14 protein-coding genes and 2 pseudogenes are annotated in these 21497 nt (G+C 62.3%); 11 read left to right on the forward strand and 5 right to left on the reverse strand.

Annotation, left to right across the window (positions count from 1 at the left end; translation table 11 throughout):
* The first annotated feature begins 112 nt into the window (after positions 1 to 112).
* Positions 113 to 511 carry a hypothetical protein gene (locus AMD14_RS01185; RefSeq protein ID WP_015462721.1) on the forward strand — a complete coding sequence of 133 codons (399 nt, stop codon included), beginning with the start codon at positions 113 to 115 and terminating at the stop codon, positions 509 to 511.
* Positions 512 to 801: 290 nt separating this feature from the next.
* A pseudogene (locus AMD14_RS01190) lies at positions 802 to 1350 on the forward strand (hypothetical protein).
* Positions 1351 to 1521: 171 nt separating this feature from the next.
* Here the strand turns inward: AMD14_RS01190 and AMD14_RS01195 are convergent.
* Positions 1522 to 1920: a hypothetical protein gene (locus tag AMD14_RS01195; RefSeq protein WP_003489978.1), complete on the reverse strand. Its 399-nt coding sequence runs from the start codon at positions 1918 to 1920 to the stop codon at positions 1522 to 1524.
* Positions 1917 to 5264, reverse strand: a complete 3348-nt coding sequence (locus AMD14_RS01200; RefSeq protein ID WP_011050118.1) for an nSTAND1 domain-containing NTPase — start codon at positions 5262 to 5264, stop codon at positions 1917 to 1919. Before AMD14_RS01200 ends, AMD14_RS01195 begins: the two co-directional genes overlap by 4 nt.
* A gap of 278 nt (positions 5265 to 5542) precedes the next feature.
* Here AMD14_RS01200 and fabV point away from each other — a divergent pair, with 278 nt between their 5' ends.
* Both fabV and AMD14_RS01210 read left to right on the forward strand, forming a co-directional pair.
* Positions 5543 to 6751, forward strand: coding sequence for an enoyl-ACP reductase FabV (fabV, locus tag AMD14_RS01205; RefSeq protein ID WP_015462722.1), 1209 nt, complete (start codon positions 5543 to 5545; stop codon positions 6749 to 6751).
* 158 nt (positions 6752 to 6909) lie between these two features.
* A pseudogene (locus AMD14_RS01210) lies at positions 6910 to 7195 on the forward strand (hypothetical protein).
* A gap of 159 nt (positions 7196 to 7354) precedes the next feature.
* Here AMD14_RS01210 and AMD14_RS01215 read toward each other — a convergent pair.
* Positions 7355 to 8377, reverse strand: coding sequence for a sugar kinase (locus AMD14_RS01215; protein WP_011050121.1), 1023 nt, complete (start codon positions 8375 to 8377; stop codon positions 7355 to 7357).
* A gap of 71 nt (positions 8378 to 8448) precedes the next feature.
* The gene (locus AMD14_RS24825; protein ID WP_157380103.1) at positions 8449 to 8607 is read right to left on the reverse strand and encodes a hypothetical protein; all 159 of its coding nucleotides are present in this window, start codon (positions 8605 to 8607) and stop codon (positions 8449 to 8451) included.
* Positions 8608 to 8662: 55 nt separating this feature from the next.
* Between AMD14_RS24825 and AMD14_RS01220 the strand changes: the two genes are divergently transcribed.
* The 6 genes from AMD14_RS01220 to AMD14_RS01245 all read left to right on the forward strand — a co-directional run bounded on the left by AMD14_RS01220 (position 8663) and on the right by AMD14_RS01245 (position 18379).
* On the forward strand, positions 8663 to 11443 hold the full coding sequence (locus AMD14_RS01220) for a TonB-dependent receptor (RefSeq protein WP_011050122.1): 2781 nt from the start codon (positions 8663 to 8665) through the stop codon (positions 11441 to 11443).
* Positions 11444 to 11801: 358 nt separating this feature from the next.
* Entirely contained in the window at positions 11802 to 15668 is a 3867-nt protein-coding gene (locus tag AMD14_RS01225) for a LamG-like jellyroll fold domain-containing protein (protein WP_015462724.1), read from the forward strand.
* 188 nt (positions 15669 to 15856) lie between these two features.
* On the forward strand, positions 15857 to 16066 hold the full coding sequence (locus tag AMD14_RS01230) for a hypothetical protein (protein WP_015462725.1): 210 nt from the start codon (positions 15857 to 15859) through the stop codon (positions 16064 to 16066).
* A 59-nt stretch (positions 16067 to 16125) separates the two neighbouring features.
* Positions 16126 to 16509, forward strand: a complete 384-nt coding sequence (locus AMD14_RS01235; RefSeq protein ID WP_011050124.1) for a hypothetical protein — start codon at positions 16126 to 16128, stop codon at positions 16507 to 16509.
* Positions 16510 to 16628: 119 nt separating this feature from the next.
* Positions 16629 to 16763 carry a KTSC domain-containing protein gene (locus AMD14_RS25150; RefSeq protein ID WP_230598901.1) on the forward strand — a complete coding sequence of 45 codons (135 nt, stop codon included), beginning with the start codon at positions 16629 to 16631 and terminating at the stop codon, positions 16761 to 16763.
* 98 nt (positions 16764 to 16861) lie between these two features.
* The gene (locus AMD14_RS01245; RefSeq protein WP_040259423.1) at positions 16862 to 18379 is read left to right on the forward strand and encodes an RNA-directed DNA polymerase; all 1518 of its coding nucleotides are present in this window, start codon (positions 16862 to 16864) and stop codon (positions 18377 to 18379) included.
* A gap of 101 nt (positions 18380 to 18480) precedes the next feature.
* Here AMD14_RS01245 and AMD14_RS01250 read toward each other — a convergent pair whose 3' ends face one another.
* Positions 18481 to 19695, reverse strand: coding sequence for an IS4-like element ISXac1 family transposase (locus AMD14_RS01250; protein ID WP_011050083.1), 1215 nt, complete (start codon positions 19693 to 19695; stop codon positions 18481 to 18483).
* 307 nt (positions 19696 to 20002) lie between these two features.
* Here AMD14_RS01250 and AMD14_RS01255 point away from each other — a divergent pair, with 307 nt between their 5' ends.
* The gene (locus AMD14_RS01255) at positions 20003 to 21175 is read left to right on the forward strand and encodes a hypothetical protein (protein WP_223293152.1); all 1173 of its coding nucleotides are present in this window, start codon (positions 20003 to 20005) and stop codon (positions 21173 to 21175) included.
* Positions 21176 to 21497: the final 322 nt, after the last annotated feature.

Raw genomic sequence — 21497 nt, forward strand, 5'->3', positions numbered from 1 at the left:
GCAACCGTAAGGTTGCCGTCAGGTCAGGCGCGGACCCACGCACGAAGGTGATCCGGCGGCCAGCGAGGCCGCCCGGGGACGCACCGCGCTCCGGTCTGCTGCGGAGTCCGTCATGCGCCTGGTCCGGTCGTGGTTCGTGTTGATCGTCGTGCTGTCCACCAGCGCCTGGGGCGCGCCGACCCAGGCCGAATTGCCGATCAGCTGGTCCCGCGCTGCGTTGCCGATCCCAGCGGTCCCCGAACGCGACATGTGGGCCGTCGTGGGATACGCGTCGGCAGCGCAGGCGACGGCTGCCCATGCCTGCGATCGGCTGATCAGGCGCTTCGATGGGGACGGTTGGCGCCAAGACCTGGCGAGTCGGCCACGCAAGGTCGGCCAGACCGCTGGCCCTGACCACGCGGGCACGGACACCGGCATGGCCGGTACGTGGTCGACCCGTGGCCAGATCAAGCCGGCCTTCAGCAACGGAACCGAGCGCGACGAGCGGCTGCGCAGGTCGGCCGACATATAGCCGCGCCCGCGTGGTTGCCTGGGATGCGCCATTGCCGCGGCGACGGCCAGAGGCGGGGGCTGCGCTAGCGGTGCAGCGCCCGATCGATGCCAGGTGGAGACAGCAGCACGCCGCAATCCTGCTGGATCGGCCGACGCACGCCAGGCGCGCAGCGACACGGTCGATGCGAAAAGACGTATAAACATCCAAGGTCACCTCGATCTTCCAAGTGGAAGCGCAGTGCTGAGGAACATGACTGGATGAGCCTGTATCGGGTTGTCTGCGCCGTCTTGATGGCGACGTGCTCGCTCCTGACCGCCACCGGCTGTGCGAAGCAACCAACGTTATCGTCGCGCTTGATCGTGAGCGTCGATGCGCCGATGCTGGAAAAAGGCGGCGCGGTCATCGTGTTGGCGCGTCCGATCCCCGACCGCCAGTGGCGCCACCTTGAAAGCGCCACGTCGAGCGACGCCGGGGACGAGAAACAATTTCAGGTCACCGTCGCCTCGCCGGCATCGATCATCGAGCTGCATTACCCTGAGACGGGCACCTATAGTTTCAAACTTCGGCCGGCAGCACGCGCCAAACCACCATTTCTCCAATCGCGTCGGGTGCTGATCGGACAGGCCGACCTGACGGATCCGCAGACAAAACACCAAGTGCATTGGCCTTCGATGAGTGTTGTCCATGTCAGCGGCAACACCTACCCGGAAGGATGGGCGCGCATTCTGGCGTCCACATTCGATGTGCCTTTCGGAAGCGATGCGCCAGACACCTAGGTGATCTCCCATTTTCCTGCCGGTCGCCTGATCGCCCTGACGCCCAAGGCTATCGATCCCTATGTCCGTGACACCAACTGAGTGCCTGCATGAAGGTGCGTCGCGCGTGCAGGAGGTCCGCTGCAGAGCGGCTCCCACCCTTCGTCACACGCGCCAGCGCCGTGACTGTTGCCGTTTGCGACTGCGCCATCCGTCGATCGCGCTGCGGCTCCCGTCCGACGGCGCACCGTCGGACGAAAGTGGACGCGACGATCAGTGACGCCCGAATTCGGTTGGCGAAATTTCCGGGTCGTTGCCGACCTGGGGGTCGCAGCTGAAATGGTTGCCGGTGTGTGTGTCTTTCACCACTACGCTGAAAAAGATCAGTGTCCGATCTCTATTGGCATTGACCACCTGCACACCACGACCGTCGGGGTCGATATGTTGCGGGCCGATCTGCCCCGTCGAATCGGAATTCAGCAGGCTGATGATCTTGAAGCGGTGGGGCACCGATTTGCAGAACGCGTAGCGCAGGGTCACGTCCTGCTCGCCCTTGCCGACGATCAGCAGGTCCGGGGAGAAGCTGTAGAAGTAGGCGCCCCTGCCGGTATTGCCGCCGAACTCAACGTGCGCCACGGTCAGTGTGATGGGGATGATCTGGGGATCGGTCATGACGTTGGTGATTCCTTGAAGAGCGGGGCATAGAGGGAAACGAATCCCGGGTGGCGGTAGCCCGCTTGATACAGCCATCCGAGCTGTTGCGTCACGGCAGCGCGCCGACCCAGATGGATCTGTGCGCGAATCCAGGGGTCGAGCAAGGTCTTGTCGCGACTATTGCCGATATCGGCGCCGAGCACTGCCACCGTCCGTTGCCAGGCGGCGCGTGCACCGACGTGATCGCCGTTGGCGTCCAGCTGTTCGCCATACCAGACCAATGCAGTCGCCAGCGCCGACACGCCGATCAGGTCGGCCGGTTTGGCCTGATGCAGGGCATCCAGCCGCGCCACGATCGCCGCCAGACTGGCCGTCTGGCGGTCGCCACGCAGTCCCTGCACTCGGTTCAAGCGCAGCGCGATGATGGCGTCCAGCCATTCCCATTCCGGCAGCGGCTGGTGCGCCAGCACGCCTGCCAGCGTCTGCCGCGCCTGGGTCAGCTGGCGCGTGGCCGCAGCGGCGTGCCCGTCCAGCGCGGCCACCCAGCCGGCCTGCGCATAGGCATGCGCCAGATCGCGGCGCCAGGTGCGGTTGTCCGGTTGCTGCGCGACCAGCGGTTCCAGCATCCCCACGCTGGCTTGCGCGTCGGCTTGCGCCTGCGCCAGGTGACCGCGTGCCAGCGCCAGATTGGAGGTGCGCACCAACGAGGTGGCCATGCGCCGTCGCCAGGCGTTGGCATCGGGATCGTGCTGCACCAGCAGGCGCAGTGTTTCGATCTGCTCGCGATAGCCCTGTTCGGCCGGTGCCAGCAGGCCCTGGGTTTCCTGCGCCAGACTCAGCCAGGACAGGCTGTCGACAAGCTCGTAGCGCACGGACGCGTTGTCTGGGGTACGCGCCAATACCTGGCGTTTGAGCGCGATCGAGCGGGCGAACAAGCCGATCGCCGTGTTGGCCTGCCCTTCGCTACGCGCCAGCGTGCCAAGATTGTTGAGCGCGTACGACAACTCCAGTTGCCAGTGTGGATCATCCGGCGCGGTGCGCACCAACCATTCGCTGGCGGCCAGATACTGCGACCAATGGGTACGCGCCAACGGAAACTGTTTGCTGCGATAGGCCATGTTGCCCAGCCAATACGCCGTCTGACCTATTTCCGCATGCGCCTCCGCTGCCTCCGGCGCCTGCGTCCACGCCTGCTCGGCAGTGGACGCGGCACGCGTGAATGCGGCCTGCGCCTCCTCCAGCTTGCCCTGATTCATCAGCACTTCGCCGGTGGTACGCAGCGCACGTGCGTGGTTGATCAGATCACCGGTTGCCATGCCCGCCCGGGGCAGGTCTTCCAGATAACGCAGCGCACGGCTGCCGACGCTATCGAGCAGCTTGAGGTTGCCCACGGTGCGCAACTGCTCGGCCAGGTCGCCCAGCATATAGCCCACCAGTTGCTGGGCTTGATCGCGGCGTTGTTCGGCTACTTGCTGGGCCTGGCGCGCCCGCCAGCCGAGCAGCAGCGAGGCGCTGGCCAGCACCACCAGCAGTGCGGCAGCAGCGGCGTACAGACCGCGGCGCTGGCGTTGGGAGCGTTCGCAGGCGCGCAGGAAGGCATGATCCAGTGCGTCCAGATCCTGCGGCATGCGCCGTGCAGCCTCGCGTGCTTCGCTCAGCGGGCGGCCGCTGTTGAGCAAGTGATCGCTGCGCCGGCCTTCGGTGGCCCAGCGCTGTGCCGCCAGTTGCAGCCGCTTGCGTGCCTGCAACAGGCGGCGGTTTTCATGGATCCACTCGGCTGCGCGCGGCCATTGCCGCAACAAGGCTTCGTGCGCGACCGCAAAGCCCGGCTCGCCGGCCACCAGCTCGCTGACGAACAGGCGCGCATGCACGAACGCATCCACCAGCACGCGCGCTGCGCTGCTGGCCGGCAGTGCCGACCACAGCGCACGCCGCGCGGTGACGGCATCGCTGTCGGGGTGGATCACGCTCAGCAGCGTCAGCACCTCGCCCAGCGCGGCCCGCGCATCGGAAGGCAATGCGCGAAACGTCTGTTCGGCATGATGCGCCAGCGCGCCTTCCAGCCCGCCCAGCGCGCCATACGCCGCGAACGTCAGCACGCCGTCGTCGCTGCGCTGTGCGTGCAGGGCATGCAACAGGTGCTGCAGCAACGGCAAGGCATCGGGCTGGCGTGCGGTGGCATCGCGCAGCACATCGTCCAGGCGGCCGGCGCCGCTGTGGTCTTCTTCGAAGCGCAGCCCGGCCATCGCTGCCGGTATGCGAATGATCTGGCCGATCTCGCCATCGCGTGGCGGCAGCAGATCCACGTGCCCATCGCCGCGTTTGAGCTCGACGATGTCCGGCAGTGCATCGATCAGGCGCGGATAGAAATCGCTGCGGGTGAGCATCAGCACGGCCACGTGCGCGCTGGCGCAGAGCGCGTGCAAGGCCGCTGCCAGCGCGGCGCGATCGGCGGCAGTGATGCCGGGCGTGGCCACCATCGCTTCGGCATGGTCGATGACCAGCAGCAGATGGCGCTGGGTGTGCACGTTGTCGCGCGCGTGAGCGCCCTGGCGCATCGCTTCGTCGATGGCCGCATGCAGCGGCGCAGGTTGCTGCAGCCATTCGGGCAGGCGTGCCGTCTGCGCCGGCGACAGCACCGCGCGCCCACCCGGTGCCCATTGCCCCAGTGCGCGTGCGAGCGTGTCCAGCACATCGCCGCCGCGGCATTGCGCCAGGTTGCAGTACGCCACCGCGATGGCCTCCAGCCCATCCAGGCCGCCGGGCTGGCACAGCAACGGCACCACGCCGGCGCGCAGCAACGAGGTCTTGCCGCAGCCGCTGGCGCCGCTCACCAGCACCAGCCCGCGCCGGCTGTGCAATTGCGCGCGCAACGCGCCCAGCACCTGCGCAATGGCATGGCTGCGGCCGAAGAACACGTCTGCATGTGCCGGGTCGAATGCCTGCAGCCCCATGTACGGGTTGCCATGCCCCCACGCCGGCGTACCGATCACCGCACCGCGGTAATCGTCGGGAAACACCACCTTCGGCAGCAGCCGGTAGCCACGCTTGCGGATGGTCTCGATAAAGCGCGGCTGGCGGCTGTCGTCGCCGAGCTTGCGGCGCAGCTGGGCGATGGTCTTGTGCACCGGGTTATCGCCGTAGAAGCTGCCGTGCCACACCTCGATCAACAACTGCTCGGCGCTGATGACCTCGCCGGCGCGCTCGGCCAGCGCGATCAGCACTTCCATCATGCGCGGTTCCAGCGTGATGGTCCGGCCGTCGTCGATCAGCGTCAGCCGCTCCGGCTCGACCAGCAGCGGGCCAAGACGGAACCGCGGAACGGAGCCCAGCTGCGTGACGCGCTCGCTTCGAAGAGACATCGCTCAATAACCGGTCGCACAACTGGAAGGGGCCTCGACAATCGCCATCAGGCGCGGCCAGGCACGGCACGGCAGGGCGGAAACGTAGCACAGCCCGCTGCCGGGTAAGTCGATTGCGGTCGCTGTTCGTTGCGGCGCGCGCGCCGGTGCTGGCGTCAGGCTGCCCTGCGGCGGCCTTCATGCGCTTCCATACAGCGGCGTGTGTTACGCATCAGGCTGTTTCGTGCGCGCCACACGCACTAAGATGCCGCCAGCATCTTGCTGACCAGGAGTCCACGTTGATCATCCATCCCAAAGTGCGCGGCTTCATCTGCACCACCACGCATCCGCTTGGCTGCGAGCGCAATGTGCTCGAGCAGATTGCCGCAACGCGTGCGCGTGGCGTACGCACCGACGGCCCCAAGAAAGTGCTGGTGATCGGCGCGTCCAGCGGCTACGGCCTGGCCTCGCGCATCACCGCTGCCTTCGGGTTCGGTGCGGACACGCTGGGCGTGTTCTTCGAAAAGCCCGGCACCGCCAGCAAGGCCGGCACGGCCGGCTGGTACAACTCGGCCGCGTTCGACAAACATGCCAAGGCGGCCGGGCTGTATAGCAAGTCGATCAATGGCGACGCGTTTTCCGATGCCGCGCGCGAGAAGGTGATCGAGCTGATCAAGACCGAGATGGGCGGGCAGGTCGACCTGGTGGTGTATTCGCTGGCCTCGCCGGTGCGCAAGCTGCCGGGCAGCGGCGAAGTCAAGCGCTCGGCGCTCAAGCCGATCGGGCAGACCTATACCGCCACCGCCATCGACACCAACAAGGACACCATCATCCAGGCCTCGATCGAGCCGGCCAGCGCGCAGGAGATCGAAGATACCGTCACCGTGATGGGCGGGCAGGATTGGGAATTGTGGATCGACGCGCTGGAAGGCGCCGGCGTGCTCGCCGATGGCGCGCGCAGCGTGGCCTTCAGCTATATCGGCACCGAAATCACCTGGCCGATCTACTGGCATGGCGCACTCGGCAAGGCCAAGGTCGACCTGGACCACACCGCGCAGCGCTTGAATGCGCGCCTGGCCAGGCGCGGCGGCGGCGCCAATGTGGCGGTGCTCAAGTCGGTGGTCACCCAGGCCAGCGCGGCCATTCCGGTGATGCCGCTGTACATCTCCATGGTCTACAAGATCATGAAAGAAAAGGGTCTGCACGAAGGCACCATCGAGCAGCTCGACCGCCTGTTCCGCGAGCGCCTGTACCGCGAAGACGGCCAGCCGGCGCAGGTGGACGACGAAAACCGTCTGCGCCTGGACGACTGGGAATTGCGCGACGACGTGCAGGACGCCTGCAAGGCGCTATGGCCGCAGGTCACGACCGAGAACCTGTTCGAGCTCACCGACTACGCCGGCTACAAGCACGAGTTCCTCAAGCTGTTCGGCTTCGAGCGCACCGACGTGGATTACGACGCCGACGTGGCGACGGATGTCAGCTTCGATTGCATCGAGTTGGGCTGAGAATCGGGAATCGGGAATTGCAAGAGCGGTGGCTTGATGCAGCACTGATCTTGGGCGGACATCAAGACTTCGCGATAAGGACAACCGGTACGTTGCCGGTTGTCTTGCTGAGCTGCTGTGACGAATCCCCATTCCCTAATTCCGAATCCCGGCCCCCAATGGACAAACTTATCGCATCTGGTCCTGGCCTTTCTTGTCAGTGGCGTCTGTGCCGTGCTGTTGCGGTTTATCCGTGCGCACGGTGCGCTCAAAGCACTCGCCAATCCTGTGATCACTACGGCCGTGGTCTGCGCCGTTGTGGTGCAGGACGGCTCGGCACCGCCGTGGCAGAACGCGCTATTGATTGCGGCGTTCTTCAGCGTGCCTGCCTCGCTCTGCGTGGTGCTGGTAAGTGCCGCGATGGCATGGCTCATCAACAAGCGCCTCGCACGCAAGCCCGCCTGAAACGCGTCAGCGCCGCGAACAACACCTAGCGGGCATCTGCCAGCTGCCCGCTGGCGCGCAATCGCGCGCCAGTTCCGGATGCGCCGTGCTATCGGCAAAACATTCGAATCCAGTGCCGAAAACCAGCGCTGTCAGCTCTTACGATTCCCAATTCCCGATTCACCGCCTCACATCGAACCGCGCATCGCCCACGCAGGCCTGCACGTCGGCCACCGACAGCGGATTGAAATCGCCCGGAATCGAATGCTTCAAACAGCCGGCGGCCAGGCCGAAGCGCACCGTATCCTCCAGCGACCATCCTTCGATCAGGCCGTGCAGCACGCCGGCCGCAAACGCGTCGCCGCCGCCAATGCGGTCGATGATGGGTGTGAGCTCTTCGCTGGGCGCACGCGCCACCGCGCCCTGGCGCGGCACCAGCATCGCGCCCAGGCTGTGGTGGTCCACGTGATGCGCCACGCGTTGCGTGCAGGCCATCAACTGCAGCTGCGGGAATGCAGCGAAGGCGTGCTGCGCGGCCGCTTCCACGCGCGCTTCCAGCGTGTCCTGCGCGAACTCCCCGCCCAGTACCACGCCGATGTCGCGGTAATCTGCAAACACCACATCCGCACAGGCAAACAGCTGATGCAGGATGCCGCGCGCATCGCCCTGCCAGCGTTGCCACAACTTGGGCCGGTAGTTGCCGTCGAACGACACCTTCACCCCGGCCGCACGCGCAGCACGTGCCGCCGCCAACGTGGCCTGCGCCACCTCCGCGCCCAATGCCGGGCTCACCCCGGACAGGTGCAGCCACTGCACGCCTTCCAGCAGACGCGGCCAGTCGTAGGCATCGGCCGGTGCCAGCGCAAAGGCCGAGTCGGCGCGGTCGTAGATCACCTCGCTGGGGCGATGGATCGCCCCGGTGGTCAGGAAATACAGGCCCATGCGGCCATCCACGCGCCGTACATGGCGGGTATCCACGTCGTGCCGGCGCAGCTCGCCCAGTACCGCGGCGCCCAACGGGTTGTCCGCCACCGTGCTGACCATGGCCACGTCATGGCCGAAATGCGCCAGCGAGACGCCGACGTTGGCCTCCGCGCCGCCGCAGTGCACATCCAGCCGAGGCTGCTGCAGCAGCAGTTCATGGCCAGGCGCCCCCAGGCGCAGCAATAACTCACCAAAACACAGGATACTGGCACGGCTCATACGGCAATTACCTCGGCTGGGTGGTACGTGACGGGTGGGGGCGCCGTCGCGCACTGAGATGGCCATCGGTGTCATTCTAGCCGGCGCGAAATGCCGGCTGCTACGGCCATGATGCGACGTGAAGTGACCGCCTGCACCCGTTTTTCGGAAATTTGGTGGCGTTTTCTGCTGCGCTGCAAGATGTTACGGGACGATTCAGCTGGTAACGTCGTTTTGACCAGCGGTGTCATTGCCGCGTTCAACCCGCTATTTCACATTGTTCATGGACCCTTGGGAGGGGAGGACATGCAATTTCGGACCACCAGCCGGAAGACACCGGTTACCTTGCTTGCGCTGTCGATCGGCCTGGCGCTGAGCGGCCAGGCTGCCGCACAAGACGCCGCCCAATCGCCTGCCGAGCCCGCCGTCGACCTGGACACTGTCACGGTGACCGGTTACCGCGCCAGCGTCGAGAAGGCCCTGGACATCAAGCGCGGCGAAGCCGGCGTGGTCGATGCCATCGTGGCCGAAGACATCGGCAAGTTCCCCGACCTCAACCTGGCCGAGTCGCTGCAGCGCATTCCCGGCGTGGTGATCACCCGCGACGCCGGCGAAGGCCGCGCCATCACGGTGCGTGGCCTGGGCCCGGAATTCACCCGCGTCCGCATCAACGGCATGGAAGCGCTCACCACCGTGGGCGCCGGCGACCAGAGCGGCGGCACCAACCGCGGCCGCGGCTTCGACTTCAACGTCTTCGCCTCGGACCTGTTCTCGCAGCTGATCGCCCGCAAGACGGCCTCGGCCGATGTGGAAGAGGGCTCGCTGGGGGCCACCGTCGACCTGCGCACCGCGCGCCCGTTCGACTACAGCGGCTTTACGTTTGCCGCCAGTGGCCAGGCGGCCTACAACGCCATGGCCGAGAAGGCCAATCCGCGCGTTGCCGCGTTGATCGCCAATACCTGGGCCGACAACACCTTCGGCGCCTTGCTGTCGGTGGCCTACACCGAGCGGCAGGTGCTGGAAGAAGGCTCCAACACCGGCCGCTGGGCCAATGGGACGAGCAACGGCAACTTCAGTGCGGCATCGCCATTTGCGGCCGCACGCTCGGCGGACGTGTACCACCCGCGCTTCCCGCGTTATGTGCAGATGGAACACGACCAGCAGCGCCTGGGCGTGACCGGGTCGTTGCAGTGGAAGCCCACCGACCGCACCACCATCTCGCTGGACGCGCTGTACTCCAAGATCGACGCCACGCGCGATGAGCACTACATCGAGGCCATCTCCTTCAGCCGCGGTCGCGACAGCGGCACGCCGCGGCGCGCCGATCGCGACGGCAAGCCGGCCACCATCGTGCGCAATGGCGAGATCCGCAACAACGCGCTGGTGTACGGCGAATTCGACAACGTCGATATCCGCTCGGAGAACCGCCACGACGAGTGGAACACCGAGTTCAAGCAGGTCAGCCTGGATCTGGAGCACCGCTTCAGCGATGCTTTCTCCGTGTCCGGCCGTGTCGGTACCTCGCGCTCGGCGCACGAGAACCCGGTGCAGACCACCATCATCATGGACAAGTACGACGTCGACGGGTACAGCTACGACTATCGCGGCAACAATCGCGCGCCGGTGCTGAACTACGGCATCGACCCGACCAATCCTGCCGGGTGGGAACTGGCCGAAATCCGCCTGCGTCCGCAGACGGTGGACAACGATTTCGATACGGCGCAGATCGACTTCAACTGGAACATCAGCCCCGGGTTCCGCCTCAAGGGTGGCGTGCTGGCCAAGGACTACACCTTCAGCACGGTTGAGCTGCGTCGCGCCAGCGAAATTGCGGTGCCGACCTTCGCCGATGGCACCCGTATCGTGCCGACGGACCTGACCGAGCAGGCCGGCCTCAAGGGCATCAACGGCAGCCCGTCCAACTGGATCGTTCCCAACCTGGATGCAGTGGCCAACCAGCTCGGCATCTACAGCAACGCCGGCACCTACGCCGTGGCGCCGCGCGCCAACAACACCCGCAGCGTCGAAGAAAAGGACCGCGGCGTCTGGTTGATGGGCGAGTTCTCCACCGACCTGGGCTCCATCCCGCTGTCGGGTAATGTCGGCGTGCGCTATGTGCGCACCGAGCAGGAGTCCACCGGCTATGCGTTGATCAACAACGCGCCGGCGCTGACCACGGTGGGCCGCAAGTACAACAACACGCTGCCCTCGTTCAACCTGGTGGCCGAGCTCGCACCCGACCTGCTGCTGCGCCTGGGCGCGGCCAAGGTGATGTCGCGCCCCGGCCTGGGCAGCCTCACGCCCGGTGTGACCGTGGCGGTGGCCGGTGGCGCACGCACCGTGTCCGGCGGCAACCCGGATCTGGATCCGATCGAAGCCACCAATGTCGATCTTGGCCTGGAGTGGTACTTCAACGAGGGCGCGATGCTCGGTGTCGGCGTGTTCTACAAGGACATCGAAAGTTTCATCCAGACCGCACGCGAAGTGCGCCCGTATGCCAGCAGTGGCTTGCCGGCTTCCTTGCTGGATGGCACCGGCGCCAGCATCAACGACGACTTCACCTTCAGCATTCCGTTGAATACACCCGGTGGCGAGTTGAAGGGCGTGGAAGCGAACTATGTCCAGCCCTTTACGTTCCTGCCGGGCAAGTGGGCCAATCTGGGAGTGCAACTGAACTACACCTGGGTGGATTCGCAGATCCAGTACCTGTCCAGCACCGGCGCACCGGTGATGAAGAACGACCTGACCGGGCTGTCGCGCTCGTCGTGGAATGCGACCTTGTTCTACGAGGGCGAGTCCTTCGCCGGCCGCATCTCGGCCACCAATCGCGACGATTACCTGACCCAGGCCCCCGGCACGGAAGCGGGATTCAACGTCGATGGCGTGCACGGCATGAGCGGCACCACCATGATCGACGCCTCGCTGCGCTACAAGATCAGCAAGCAGCTGGAGCTGAGCCTGGAGGGCATCAACCTCACCAACGAAGCGTCCGACGAATGGGTGTGGTCGCCGCAAACCGGCGAGTTGCCGTTGCAGTACACCGAAACCGGCCGCCAGTACTTGCTGGGCCTGCGCTACAAGTTCTAAGTGCAGCCAAGTCGCGCCAAGTGATCTCGCGCCCGCCACGTACATCGCGTAGCGGGCGCGAGATCGACGTTGCAACGCATCTGTACGACGCACCGCACCCCGCTGCACGCAACCCAGTGGTGGATTGCAACCCGTCCGCGCCGCGCACGACGCACCGCCTGGGTCATCAGCGTGCATCCAGTGGTGACCAAGGTGCGATGCACGGGCAGGCTGGCACTGCGTAGTCTATGCAGGCCATCGCGGCGCCGGGCAGGACATGAGGCAGACCCGTGCCGGCGTGGGGCTGTCATCGCCATGCAGTTTCGAATATTCGCCGCGCGGTGACCCCGTGCGGCGATGCTTTTTGAGGAGTCGGGCAGTGAGCGTGCAGAAGTGGTGGATGGGTGTGCTGTTGTTGATTGCGCTGCCGATGCGTGCGGCCGCTGCCGATGCACCGGAGTTGTTGTTCCGCGTCTCGGCCGACCAGAGCCTGCAAGCCGATGTCGCCCGCGGCGATGGCGTGCCCAATTTCCGCGACAAGATCGCGCTGGTGCCCACCGGTAAACGCGGCAACGCCATCGAATGGGCCGACGACGGCGTGCTGTCGTGGAATGCGCCTGGCAACCTCTACACCCAGCGCGGCACGCTCGGCTTCTTCTGGCGTTCGCGTTACCCGGTCGGCGAAGCGCCATTCGTGATCTTCCGCGTCGGCTACGCCGACCACACCAGCTGGGACATGGCCTGGCTGCGCATCGACTGGAACGGCCACGGCTTCGATGCCTTCGTCACCGATGCCAATCTCGCGCGCACCCGTGTCTCCTTCAAGCTCGACAAGGCTCCGGCCGCCAGCGACTGGACCCACATTGCGTTTGCCTGGGACGAAACCCGCGGCGTGCGCCTGTATGTCGACGGCAAGGAGGCCGCACGCGCAGACTGCGGCGCGCCTTGCGCCAATGGCGGTTCGCTCGATTACGCCGCCGCACTCGACCAGTTCGGCCTGGCCGGCCGGGTGATGTCGCCGCACCAGGTGCAGAGCCGCTACAACTTCCTGCGCGGCAGCGACTTCGACGAGATCCGCATCTACGACCGCATGCTCGACGCCAGCGGTGCCGCTGCGCTTGCACGCCTGCAGGAACCCACCACCGCACCCGCCATCGCTGCGGACGCGCAACATGCCGCCTTCCTGCATCGCTACGGCTGGAACAACGGCCACGCGCCGCCCGCATTGACCGCACCGGTCACCCGCATCCGCAAGGTGGAATTCACCGACGCACGCGATCTCAAGCAATGGATGTGGAAGGCCACCGACGGCATCGCCGAAACCACCTGGCCCGGCGTCTACAACCGCTCGCGGCTGCCGGGGCGCAACGACTATTTCCAGCTGCCAGACTGGAACACCTATGTCGAAGGCGGCAAGGCACTCGACCTCACCCTGCCGGACGAACCCTTCAACCGCATCGAACTACGCGGTGCCGCCTACGGCCAGGCCACCTACGCTGCACCTAATGCACAGCCGCAACCGTTGTTCGCACGCCAGCAAGGCGTGGTGCGCAGCGTGGACCAGTTCGAAGAGCGCCGCGGCGGCACGCTGCGCTTTGCCAACAGCGCGCAGGAAACGCCCATCCAGGAAATCTGGGCCTACAACGTGCAGCCGGGCGAGGTGCCCAACGGCAGCGCGCAACTCAGCTACACCGTGCGCAGCGACATCCAGTCCGACTACGACAACCTCGCCCCCTTGCGCGCTGTCATCGCCGGCCGCTACCCGCCAGGCGAGCGCCAGACCGTCATCGCGCTGCCCACCAAGGCACCGGCGCGCAAGCGCCCAAGCGACAAGGCTGCAGCAAGCGCGCAGCAACCCATCGTGCACATCCTGGTGCCATCCAGCCTGGGCGACCCGCCGCCGGACCAGGCGCTGATGCGCAGCTGGTCCTACGGCTGGGAGAACATGCACGACGGCCTGGACGGCATCGCCATCACCCTGCCGGCGCTGAACCTGCCGGCCACCCACAACGGCAGCATCCCGCTCAACATCCGCATCAAGGACCCCATCTGGCCCGCACGCGACATGATCGATGTCTCGGTCGCCGTCGCCCCCGGCCAGGCCCGCACGCTGTGGCTGGACCTGCGCGACCGCATCCTCAGCAACGACAGCCTGATGCTCAGCATCGCCGCCGCCGCACCCGGCTTCGATGCCAATGCGCTCGACGGCACCCAACTGCAACTGGTGTTCAAGCCGCGCGCCGAGGCCATCACCGAACACGTCGCCGACCGCTTCAACCAGGTCAAGGACAACTGGGGTTTTCTGGTGGAAGAGCACACCACCTCCAAGCGCCAGCTGCTCTACAAGCGCCTGGACGCCGACATCACCGACCTGCTGCGCGTGGACCCGGACAACGCGCTTGGGCGCGAATACTGGAACGACATCAGCTACGCCAACCAGGGCGAGTTGCCTGTCGATTTGCCGGCCGTGCCCAAGGGCGTGCCCGCCTGGGCGTTCTGGCAGCTGCAAGACCTCAGCGCCACCCGTCGCTACATCCGCTGGTGGATCGAGCAGCGCCAGGTGGCCTACGGCGATTTCGGCGGCGGCATCTCCGACGACTCGGACCTGGTGCAGCAATGGCCCGGCGTCGCCCTGATGGGCGTGGACCCGGACATGCTCAACGCCTCCATGCTGGCGCTGTCGGATGCCAACTACCGCAACGGCATGTTCACCAACGGCCTGTCCACCATCGAAACCGACGAGCTGCATTCCTATGAAGAGGGCATCAACCTCAACAGCGCCCTGCTGTACCTCAACTGGGGCGACCCGCGCACCGTCGAGCGCCTGATGCAGACGGTGAAGGCCTTCGACACCATCATCCAGGTCAATCCGCAAGGCCACCTGTTGTTCGCCAGCAACTGGTTCGGCGGCCGCAAGGTCCACCGCGAGCCCAACTGGCAATGGCAAAAACCGTACTCCTTCCCCATCGTGCACCCGGCCATCCTGCTGGGCGGCTATAACGCCGACTCCAACAGCCGCCGCATCGTCACCGGATTAGCCGACGGCTATCTCGCCCATGCCTACACCAACGTCAAGGGCAACTGGGCCCTGCCCAACGAGATCAATTGGCAAACCGGAAAAACCCGCGGCGGCGAACTGTTCGAAGGCAGCGGCGGCGCCGACACCTTGCACACCTTCTGGGCCGCCTACCGCTTCACTGGCGATGCGCGTTATCTCAAGCCCATCGACTACCGCGTCGCCAACAGCGGCCCCAACGGCCTCTCCCTGCTCAACGAAAACTTCCTCGACGTCATGGGCAAGCGCAGCGACTGGAGCGCCAAGCTCATCGACGCCGCAAACAAGGACGACGAAAGCGCCCCGGACTTCCCGCACCACGTGGCCTGGGAGCAGACCGGCAACCTCGATTATCTCGCTTCCATTTACCGCAGCGAGACAAGAGAGAAACTGCAGAACTTCTACATGAACACCGAAGGCCACTGGTGGAGCGACCGCGTGGAATCCCCCACGGTCAACCTGCAACGCGCACGCCTTGGCGGCGTGGCCCTCAAGCGCAACCAGACCTACCCCGGCCACACCGTGAGCTGGCGCTTCGCCGATCCAGAAGCGGCGACCCAGGTCGCTATCGCCATTCCCGCACCCCGGCAAGACCGCTTCACCGTCATCGCCTACAACACCTCCAGTAAACCTCAGCGCGCCAGCATGACCGGCTGGAACGTCGCCCCGGGCCAATGGCGCATCACCCAGGGCGCGGACCGCGACGGCGACGGCAAGCTCGACAGCAACGCCAAGACGCAAGAGGTCGCTTTCGAAAAAAGCGCTTCCATCGACATCGACTTCCCCGCAGGCCGCACCACCGTCCTGCAGCTCGAACGCATCGCAGAAAGCAGCCCAGTCGAACTACGCCCGGACCTGGGTATTGGTCATGGCGATGTGCGCGTGACCGCCGATGCCATTGAGGTCACGGTGCACAGCCTCGGCCACGCCAACGCACCGGCTGGGTTTGTGGTGTTGGAGGATGCGCGTGAGAAGGAGTTGGCAAGAGCCGCGTTCCCAGCACTCGCGGCACCACGCGATCTGAGGCCAATCACCACGCAGGTACGCCTGCCGCTAGCCAACGCCGCAAACCTAAAAGCCACGCAACTGCGCGTCATCACCGATAACAACGTCGCAGAGATTACCGACCTCAACAATAAACTGCCGCTGCCAACCTCAACCACCGCGCCAACGACAAAAAACAGCCCATAACCAAACGCACCGATCCCTTCTCCCGCACGCGGGAGAAGCTGCCCGAAGGGCGGATGAGGGCAAAGCCGATAAAGCCAGCGATCAATCGCGCAACCGCATTGACGCAATCCAAAAACTCGGCGAGGATCGAGGCACGCAGTACTTAATGCAGCCGCAAAGCCACACATTTCTTCAGGGGGGAAGAAACAATGTTGAGCAAGGCATGGAGCATCGTGGCACTGACTGTGGCTGCACTGGGATTATTTGCCGCATCCGCGCAAGCGCGCGTCAGGGCCGCCGGTTCGCACCACACCACCAGTCACGGCGGTCACTACAGCGCAGGCCACGGCGCCTCGCACAAGGGTGGCAGCTACCGCAGCATCAGTACCAACAACCACTATCGGCGTCACAAGTCCTAGCAGGCCTCAAGCCAACGCCACTCGGAAGTGCAGCGTATGCAAGAACTAGGACGCGAAGAATGCGCTATCAAAAATTCCTGAAGCTGATGGCCGGCCTTGCCGGCGTCATGCTCGCGGCGACAGGCGCACTGCTGGTGGCGCTATTTGCAGCAGGCCAGGTACGTGAGGGACAGACGGGCGCATTGATCAGCGGAATTGGATTTCTGGTAATGGCCGCTCCTGCGCTGGCAACGCCGTTTTCCTTACGCGCTGCCAAGCGATTGCTGATGCTGACACTGTGCTGTCTCGCGGCACTCGCGATCTGGCTTTGCTTCTGGCCTAAAGAGGGTGTGACACCGACGCTACACCTGCGAATCGCCGTCCTTGCGTTTCCGGTGCTTCTGACATTCCGCTTGTTTCTGGCTCGCCATCGCAAGATGACGAAAATTAATACTGACAATTGATTCAAGCAGCTGCCACGATGTGGTCCCACTTAATTCAAGCGCTAGGAAAATCGATGGATATGATTCGTGTAGCCTCATCAGCCATCAGCGCTATTGGCTACGACCCAGTCAGCATGCGTATGAAAATTCAGTTCGTGCAAGGCCACACATACGACTTTTGCAGTGTGCCCTCGCACGTGTTTCAGGGGCTTCTCAATGTGGGCTCAAAAGGCGTTTACTACAACGATCATATCCGTGACCGCTATCAGTGCTAACTGATCGGCTACAGCGGGCGTGCGCTAAAATTTATTCCAGCCCAACACGTTTTTGCGTCTTGATTTAATTAGCAATTTAAAATGTCACGGGAAAGTACATGGCAATTCTTTCAGAAGCAGCGCTCGATTTCGCCAAGGCACATATCGAGAAGTACTACGACTCCGACTTTTTCCCAAAGGCTTTCGAATTCGAGGCGCTCTGGCATCAATGGCCCCAAGTCAAGCAGGAGCTGCGAAGCAAGAACATTTCAAAAATGTTGGTTTCCAATCCTTATAACTCGACCATACAAAAAGCACGCGGTGGATACCGAGTAGTCCATCAGTTGGAGCCAATGGAGGCTATCGCATACACCGCTATGGCTTATGAAGTTGGCGGTTCCATTGAGGCGATGCGTGCGCCAGCCACGCACAGAATCGCATGCTCGTATCGGATCAATATTGCAAATGGGAATTTTTTTGTGGGCGGCTCTGGGTGGGGTGATTTCAAAGCTAAGAGTCAAGAGCTGGCTAACGAAAACAAGTTCGCAGCAATAACGGATATTTCTGATTTCTACAATCAGATCTATCTACATCGCCTCCAAAATGCCATAGAAGCTTCTGGCCCAGCTCACAAGTCACTGGCATCAGATATAGAGGACTTTCTGTTGGCCTTGAACAACAAGGCTTCGCAAGGCGTGCCGGTAGGGCCGGCCGCTAGCATCGTTATGGCTGAAGCAGTGCTCATAGATATTGACTCATTCATCTCACAGTGCGGAGTTCTGCATACACGATACGTGGACGACATTCGAATCTTCAGTAATTCAGCAGCCAAGCTTGCCGAAACACTCGAAAAGCTCACGCTCTATCTCTACGAAAACCACCGGCTTACGCTTGCTACTGATAAGACTAAACTCATGCCAAGTGAAGATTTTATAGAAAACCATCTTCACAACCCATACTTAGATGACAAGGATGAGCTAATGGAAGAGCTCGATAATATCAGCCCTTACGGCGGCGAAGATGAAGATGAAGATGAAGGTTTGGACGATGACGATATCGGCGAAACATTAGCTGGTGCATTGTATAAAATACTTGGATTCGATTACATCGACCTAGGGCTGGCGAGGAGTATCATTCGAACGGCAAGGCGCAACAAAATTCCGAACATAATCACGATATTGCTGGAAAACTTCGAATACTTCGCTCCGGTTACTCCCGATATATTTCTGTATCTCGAAGAGTTATTCGATGCGTCGACAGCTGCAATAATAAGAGCAAAACTTGAAAAAGTTTGTGATATGCAGGAAGCGAACTGTGCGCTTGTGCGTATCTGGCTTGAACACTTCATTGCGTCACATTCCAGCCTTCTAGCAAATCAAAAGTTAAGAATTTTCGTGATGACTGGACCAAACATCGAGAACAAAGCCCGCGCCGCAATAACGTTAGGCGACATAGCATGGGTGCGGACCCACAAAGGTCAGATATACAATGTGGGTGCGCGCGCTCGTCGGTCAATCATTAATTCAGCTCGTGTACTGCCAAGCGATGAGCGCAATCCGTGGCTGACCTTAGTCGCTCAAAACGCTGCACTTCCTTTGGAAAGATGGTTAGCCGGTTGGGTTAAAGAAACGGCATGACAATCAGTAAATATCAAGCTTTGGCCATTTTTCTGATTAAATAATAGTCTGGATTCCTCTTGGCCAATAAGGGGGTCAGGTTCTTAGGTATCCCCACGTTTTTAAAGCACCAGCGTCATCTGCTCACGCACTGCTTCGGGCAGTGTACGTAAGCGTTCTAGCCAGCGTGAGACAGGTTCCATCGGCCAGCGCCTGGCCAGCGCCTGGCGGCCGACACGCAGTGTCGAGTAGAGCTTGCGTGTACTGCTGCGTGGCGATAGCCACTGGGCGATACCGGTGGCTTCGCATCCCAGTCCTGCCAGCCAACTGGCAAAGGTGGCCAGTGTGTTGAGCAACAACAGGATCTGCAACCGCTCGCCGCGACGGGTCAGGCTGTCTTCCATCGCCTGACCGTAGCGATGCGACTTCAGATCACGAAATGCCAGCTCGATCTGCATCCTTCGTGCGTACAGATTGACCAAGTGTTTCGCGCTGGGTGCTTGTAACTGTGGGGAGGCAACGATCAACCACGGCTCGCGTTCACGCGCCGCTGCTTTCAAGCTGGAGGATGCACGCGAGACCTTCGCTGGCGAGCGGCGGTTGCGTTGCTGACGTCCCAGACGTGTCTTGGCATAGAGCACCAGACGGCAATCGAGTGGATCACTGCGATTGGCCTGCATCGGTGGCAATTCGCATGCACGGTTGGACGCCAATGCATGCAGGCGTCGGCTATCGATCCATTGCGCTGCATCATCGGGCACGTCTTGCGGTTTGACCTGCGTGCGTCCGCGAAGACGCCCGACCCAATCCCAGCCCATCGCCGACACCGCGCGAAACCATGGCGTGCGGAATCCGGCGTCCGTGACCAGGATCGGACGCACATCGTCTGGAATCATTCGCCTGAGCTGTTGCAAGAAGCGTTTTTCCGCGCCGGGCGATCCCTGCTGTTTCCCGGCAACCACCATGTCCAGCAAGGTGAGTGTGCGTCCACCGATCGGCACGGCTGCGCGCAGCAGACACCATGACTTGTCCGGCTTCAAATCGCTCCAGTCGATGACGATCACCGGCTGGTCGCCGCGCAACAGCCAATGCGCCATGTCCCGCTCGATCATGGATCGCTCGGCCTGCAACGTGCGATTGCACAGCAGGCGGTCGCATGCCTTGAGGGGCGCACGTACCCGCGTCGCGCCAGGCCACGCGCGTGCGATGTCGATCAGCGTCAGTCGGCCCCCGTGCACTAGCGCTTCAACCGCGCCCAGCAAGGTACGTTGGCGTAACGCATGCATCCCGGAGAGTGAGTTAGACAGGCACTTCTGCAATACTTCGCTGGCGCGCATGGTCGGCACTCTTCTCTGGCTTAATCACCTTGAAGCGTGCCCCATGCGCGCACCTTCTTCCACCGCCTGGCCCACCAAGCGCTTGATCTCGCAGGAAGAAATGTGGGGAAACCTCAGGGTCAGGTTCACTTAATAAGTCAACCTGACCCCGTTCCCATATCGGCCAACATCTGACCAGCGCTTCGCGACCGATGCGCAGCGTCGAATTGCACTAGAGAAATTGGGAATGGCTATTCCGCGTAAGTTCTAACTACTCATTCAAGCCGATGCCTCTCCGCGGCGAGGTTAAATCCAGATGCCAAGCACTATGAAGATAGAGTCCGAATTTGTCGAACAGCTTTCTTCAGTTCATCCGCGAGACCTAATTGAGATTCTGCAGTCGGAAGATCGGCCTCACTTTGATAATCATTGGAAGATTTTTAATGAAATCAAACCCGGCGATCTCTACTGCTATCTGTATGGCCGCTTCGGCCCCCCAAACGGCATACAAAATTTCCTGCGTGGCGATCACTCTGAAAATCTTATCCATTGGGAGTGGGCTCTTGCCTCTCAAGGCCGAATCATCCTAGTTCAAGGGCACAATTTCCGAACTGAAATATGGGTTTCGGGAGATGACTTGGGGGCTGAAGCGCTTGATCAGTTGGTGGTGTGTGTCAAGGATGACTTCCCGAAGCATGGCCAAGCTATGGGGAAAGTCCGTAAAACATTGGAGCACTGGGTTGAGTTTATAAATCCATATCACCGAATCCGCAGCTCTGTTGAATGCTTGATGTCCGAAATTGAAGCTCTTGACGTCGAGGAGAAAACAAGCCAGCTTGGCGGCTTCGGCGAGTACGAAAGCCCAGAGCAATGGGCCAACGAATGGGAGCGGCAAGCAGAGATTGTCGCAAAGGCAACGGGTTTGTGCTTTGGTGCGCGGGCAATGCTGCCTGTAATGGCCGAGGCATTCGTGAATCTCCTGATGTATCTGCTTATGAAGCCGAACCTAAAACAGGATGATAGGTTACGGGAGAACTTGATCCGCCAGCCCATCGACGTTCGTATCAAAAGCCTTGCACACAACTGTGTCGGATTTCAGTCCGAGATTGATTACAGTCATGAGTCCTGCAGGCGCTATCACTCCATGGTGAACGAGAGGAATGATTTGCTTCACGGAAACGTAGTAATCGAAAAGCTGAGGTTCAACGAGCTCCACTTTAACGGGCGTGTTCCGGTCTTTGGCTCGTATGCGTCAATGTGGGAGCGAGCTTTCGGAGTGGCAAAAAGATCCGTGGGGTTAGAAGTCCTGCGCGATGAGCGCCAGGTTGTTGAGGGTTTTGTTGAGTATGTGATATCCCGCCTGAACGAGAAAAGGCAAGAGCAAGTTCGTATATTTTGTGCTCGCCGTGATTTGGGTATTTGTCTCGATGATGGACGCCTTGGGGTTTTGTTTTCTGGGCAGTTAGTGGATATGGCACCTGGACCCAGGGTGCGAGGATAAGGCGTGCTCTCGACAAGTCGCTACAAGCAGTTTGATCCGCCGCCAGTTTTCGCTATGGAAAAACGTTGTCTCCCACTCCCCTTAACTTAAGCGTTGGTCAACACCCGTTCCTGGCCGGAAGCGGACGTCTCCGCTAACGTCTGTAACCTATTGACCCATGTCGTCCCGCATGTCAATGGGGTGCCGCGGTCTATGCCGGACCTAGCGGTCGCCACGTTGGAGCCCTTGAGTATGCTGGGCGGCAGACCTGTGGCAGAACAGGCCGAATCCCTTACTGCCGCATCGGCCTGTCGCCCCCTCTCACGGGGACGTGGCGTCGCCA

The sequence above is a fragment of the Xanthomonas citri pv. citri genome (assembly GCF_000961215.1).
Taxonomy (GTDB): Bacteria; Pseudomonadota; Gammaproteobacteria; order Xanthomonadales; family Xanthomonadaceae; genus Xanthomonas; species Xanthomonas cissicola.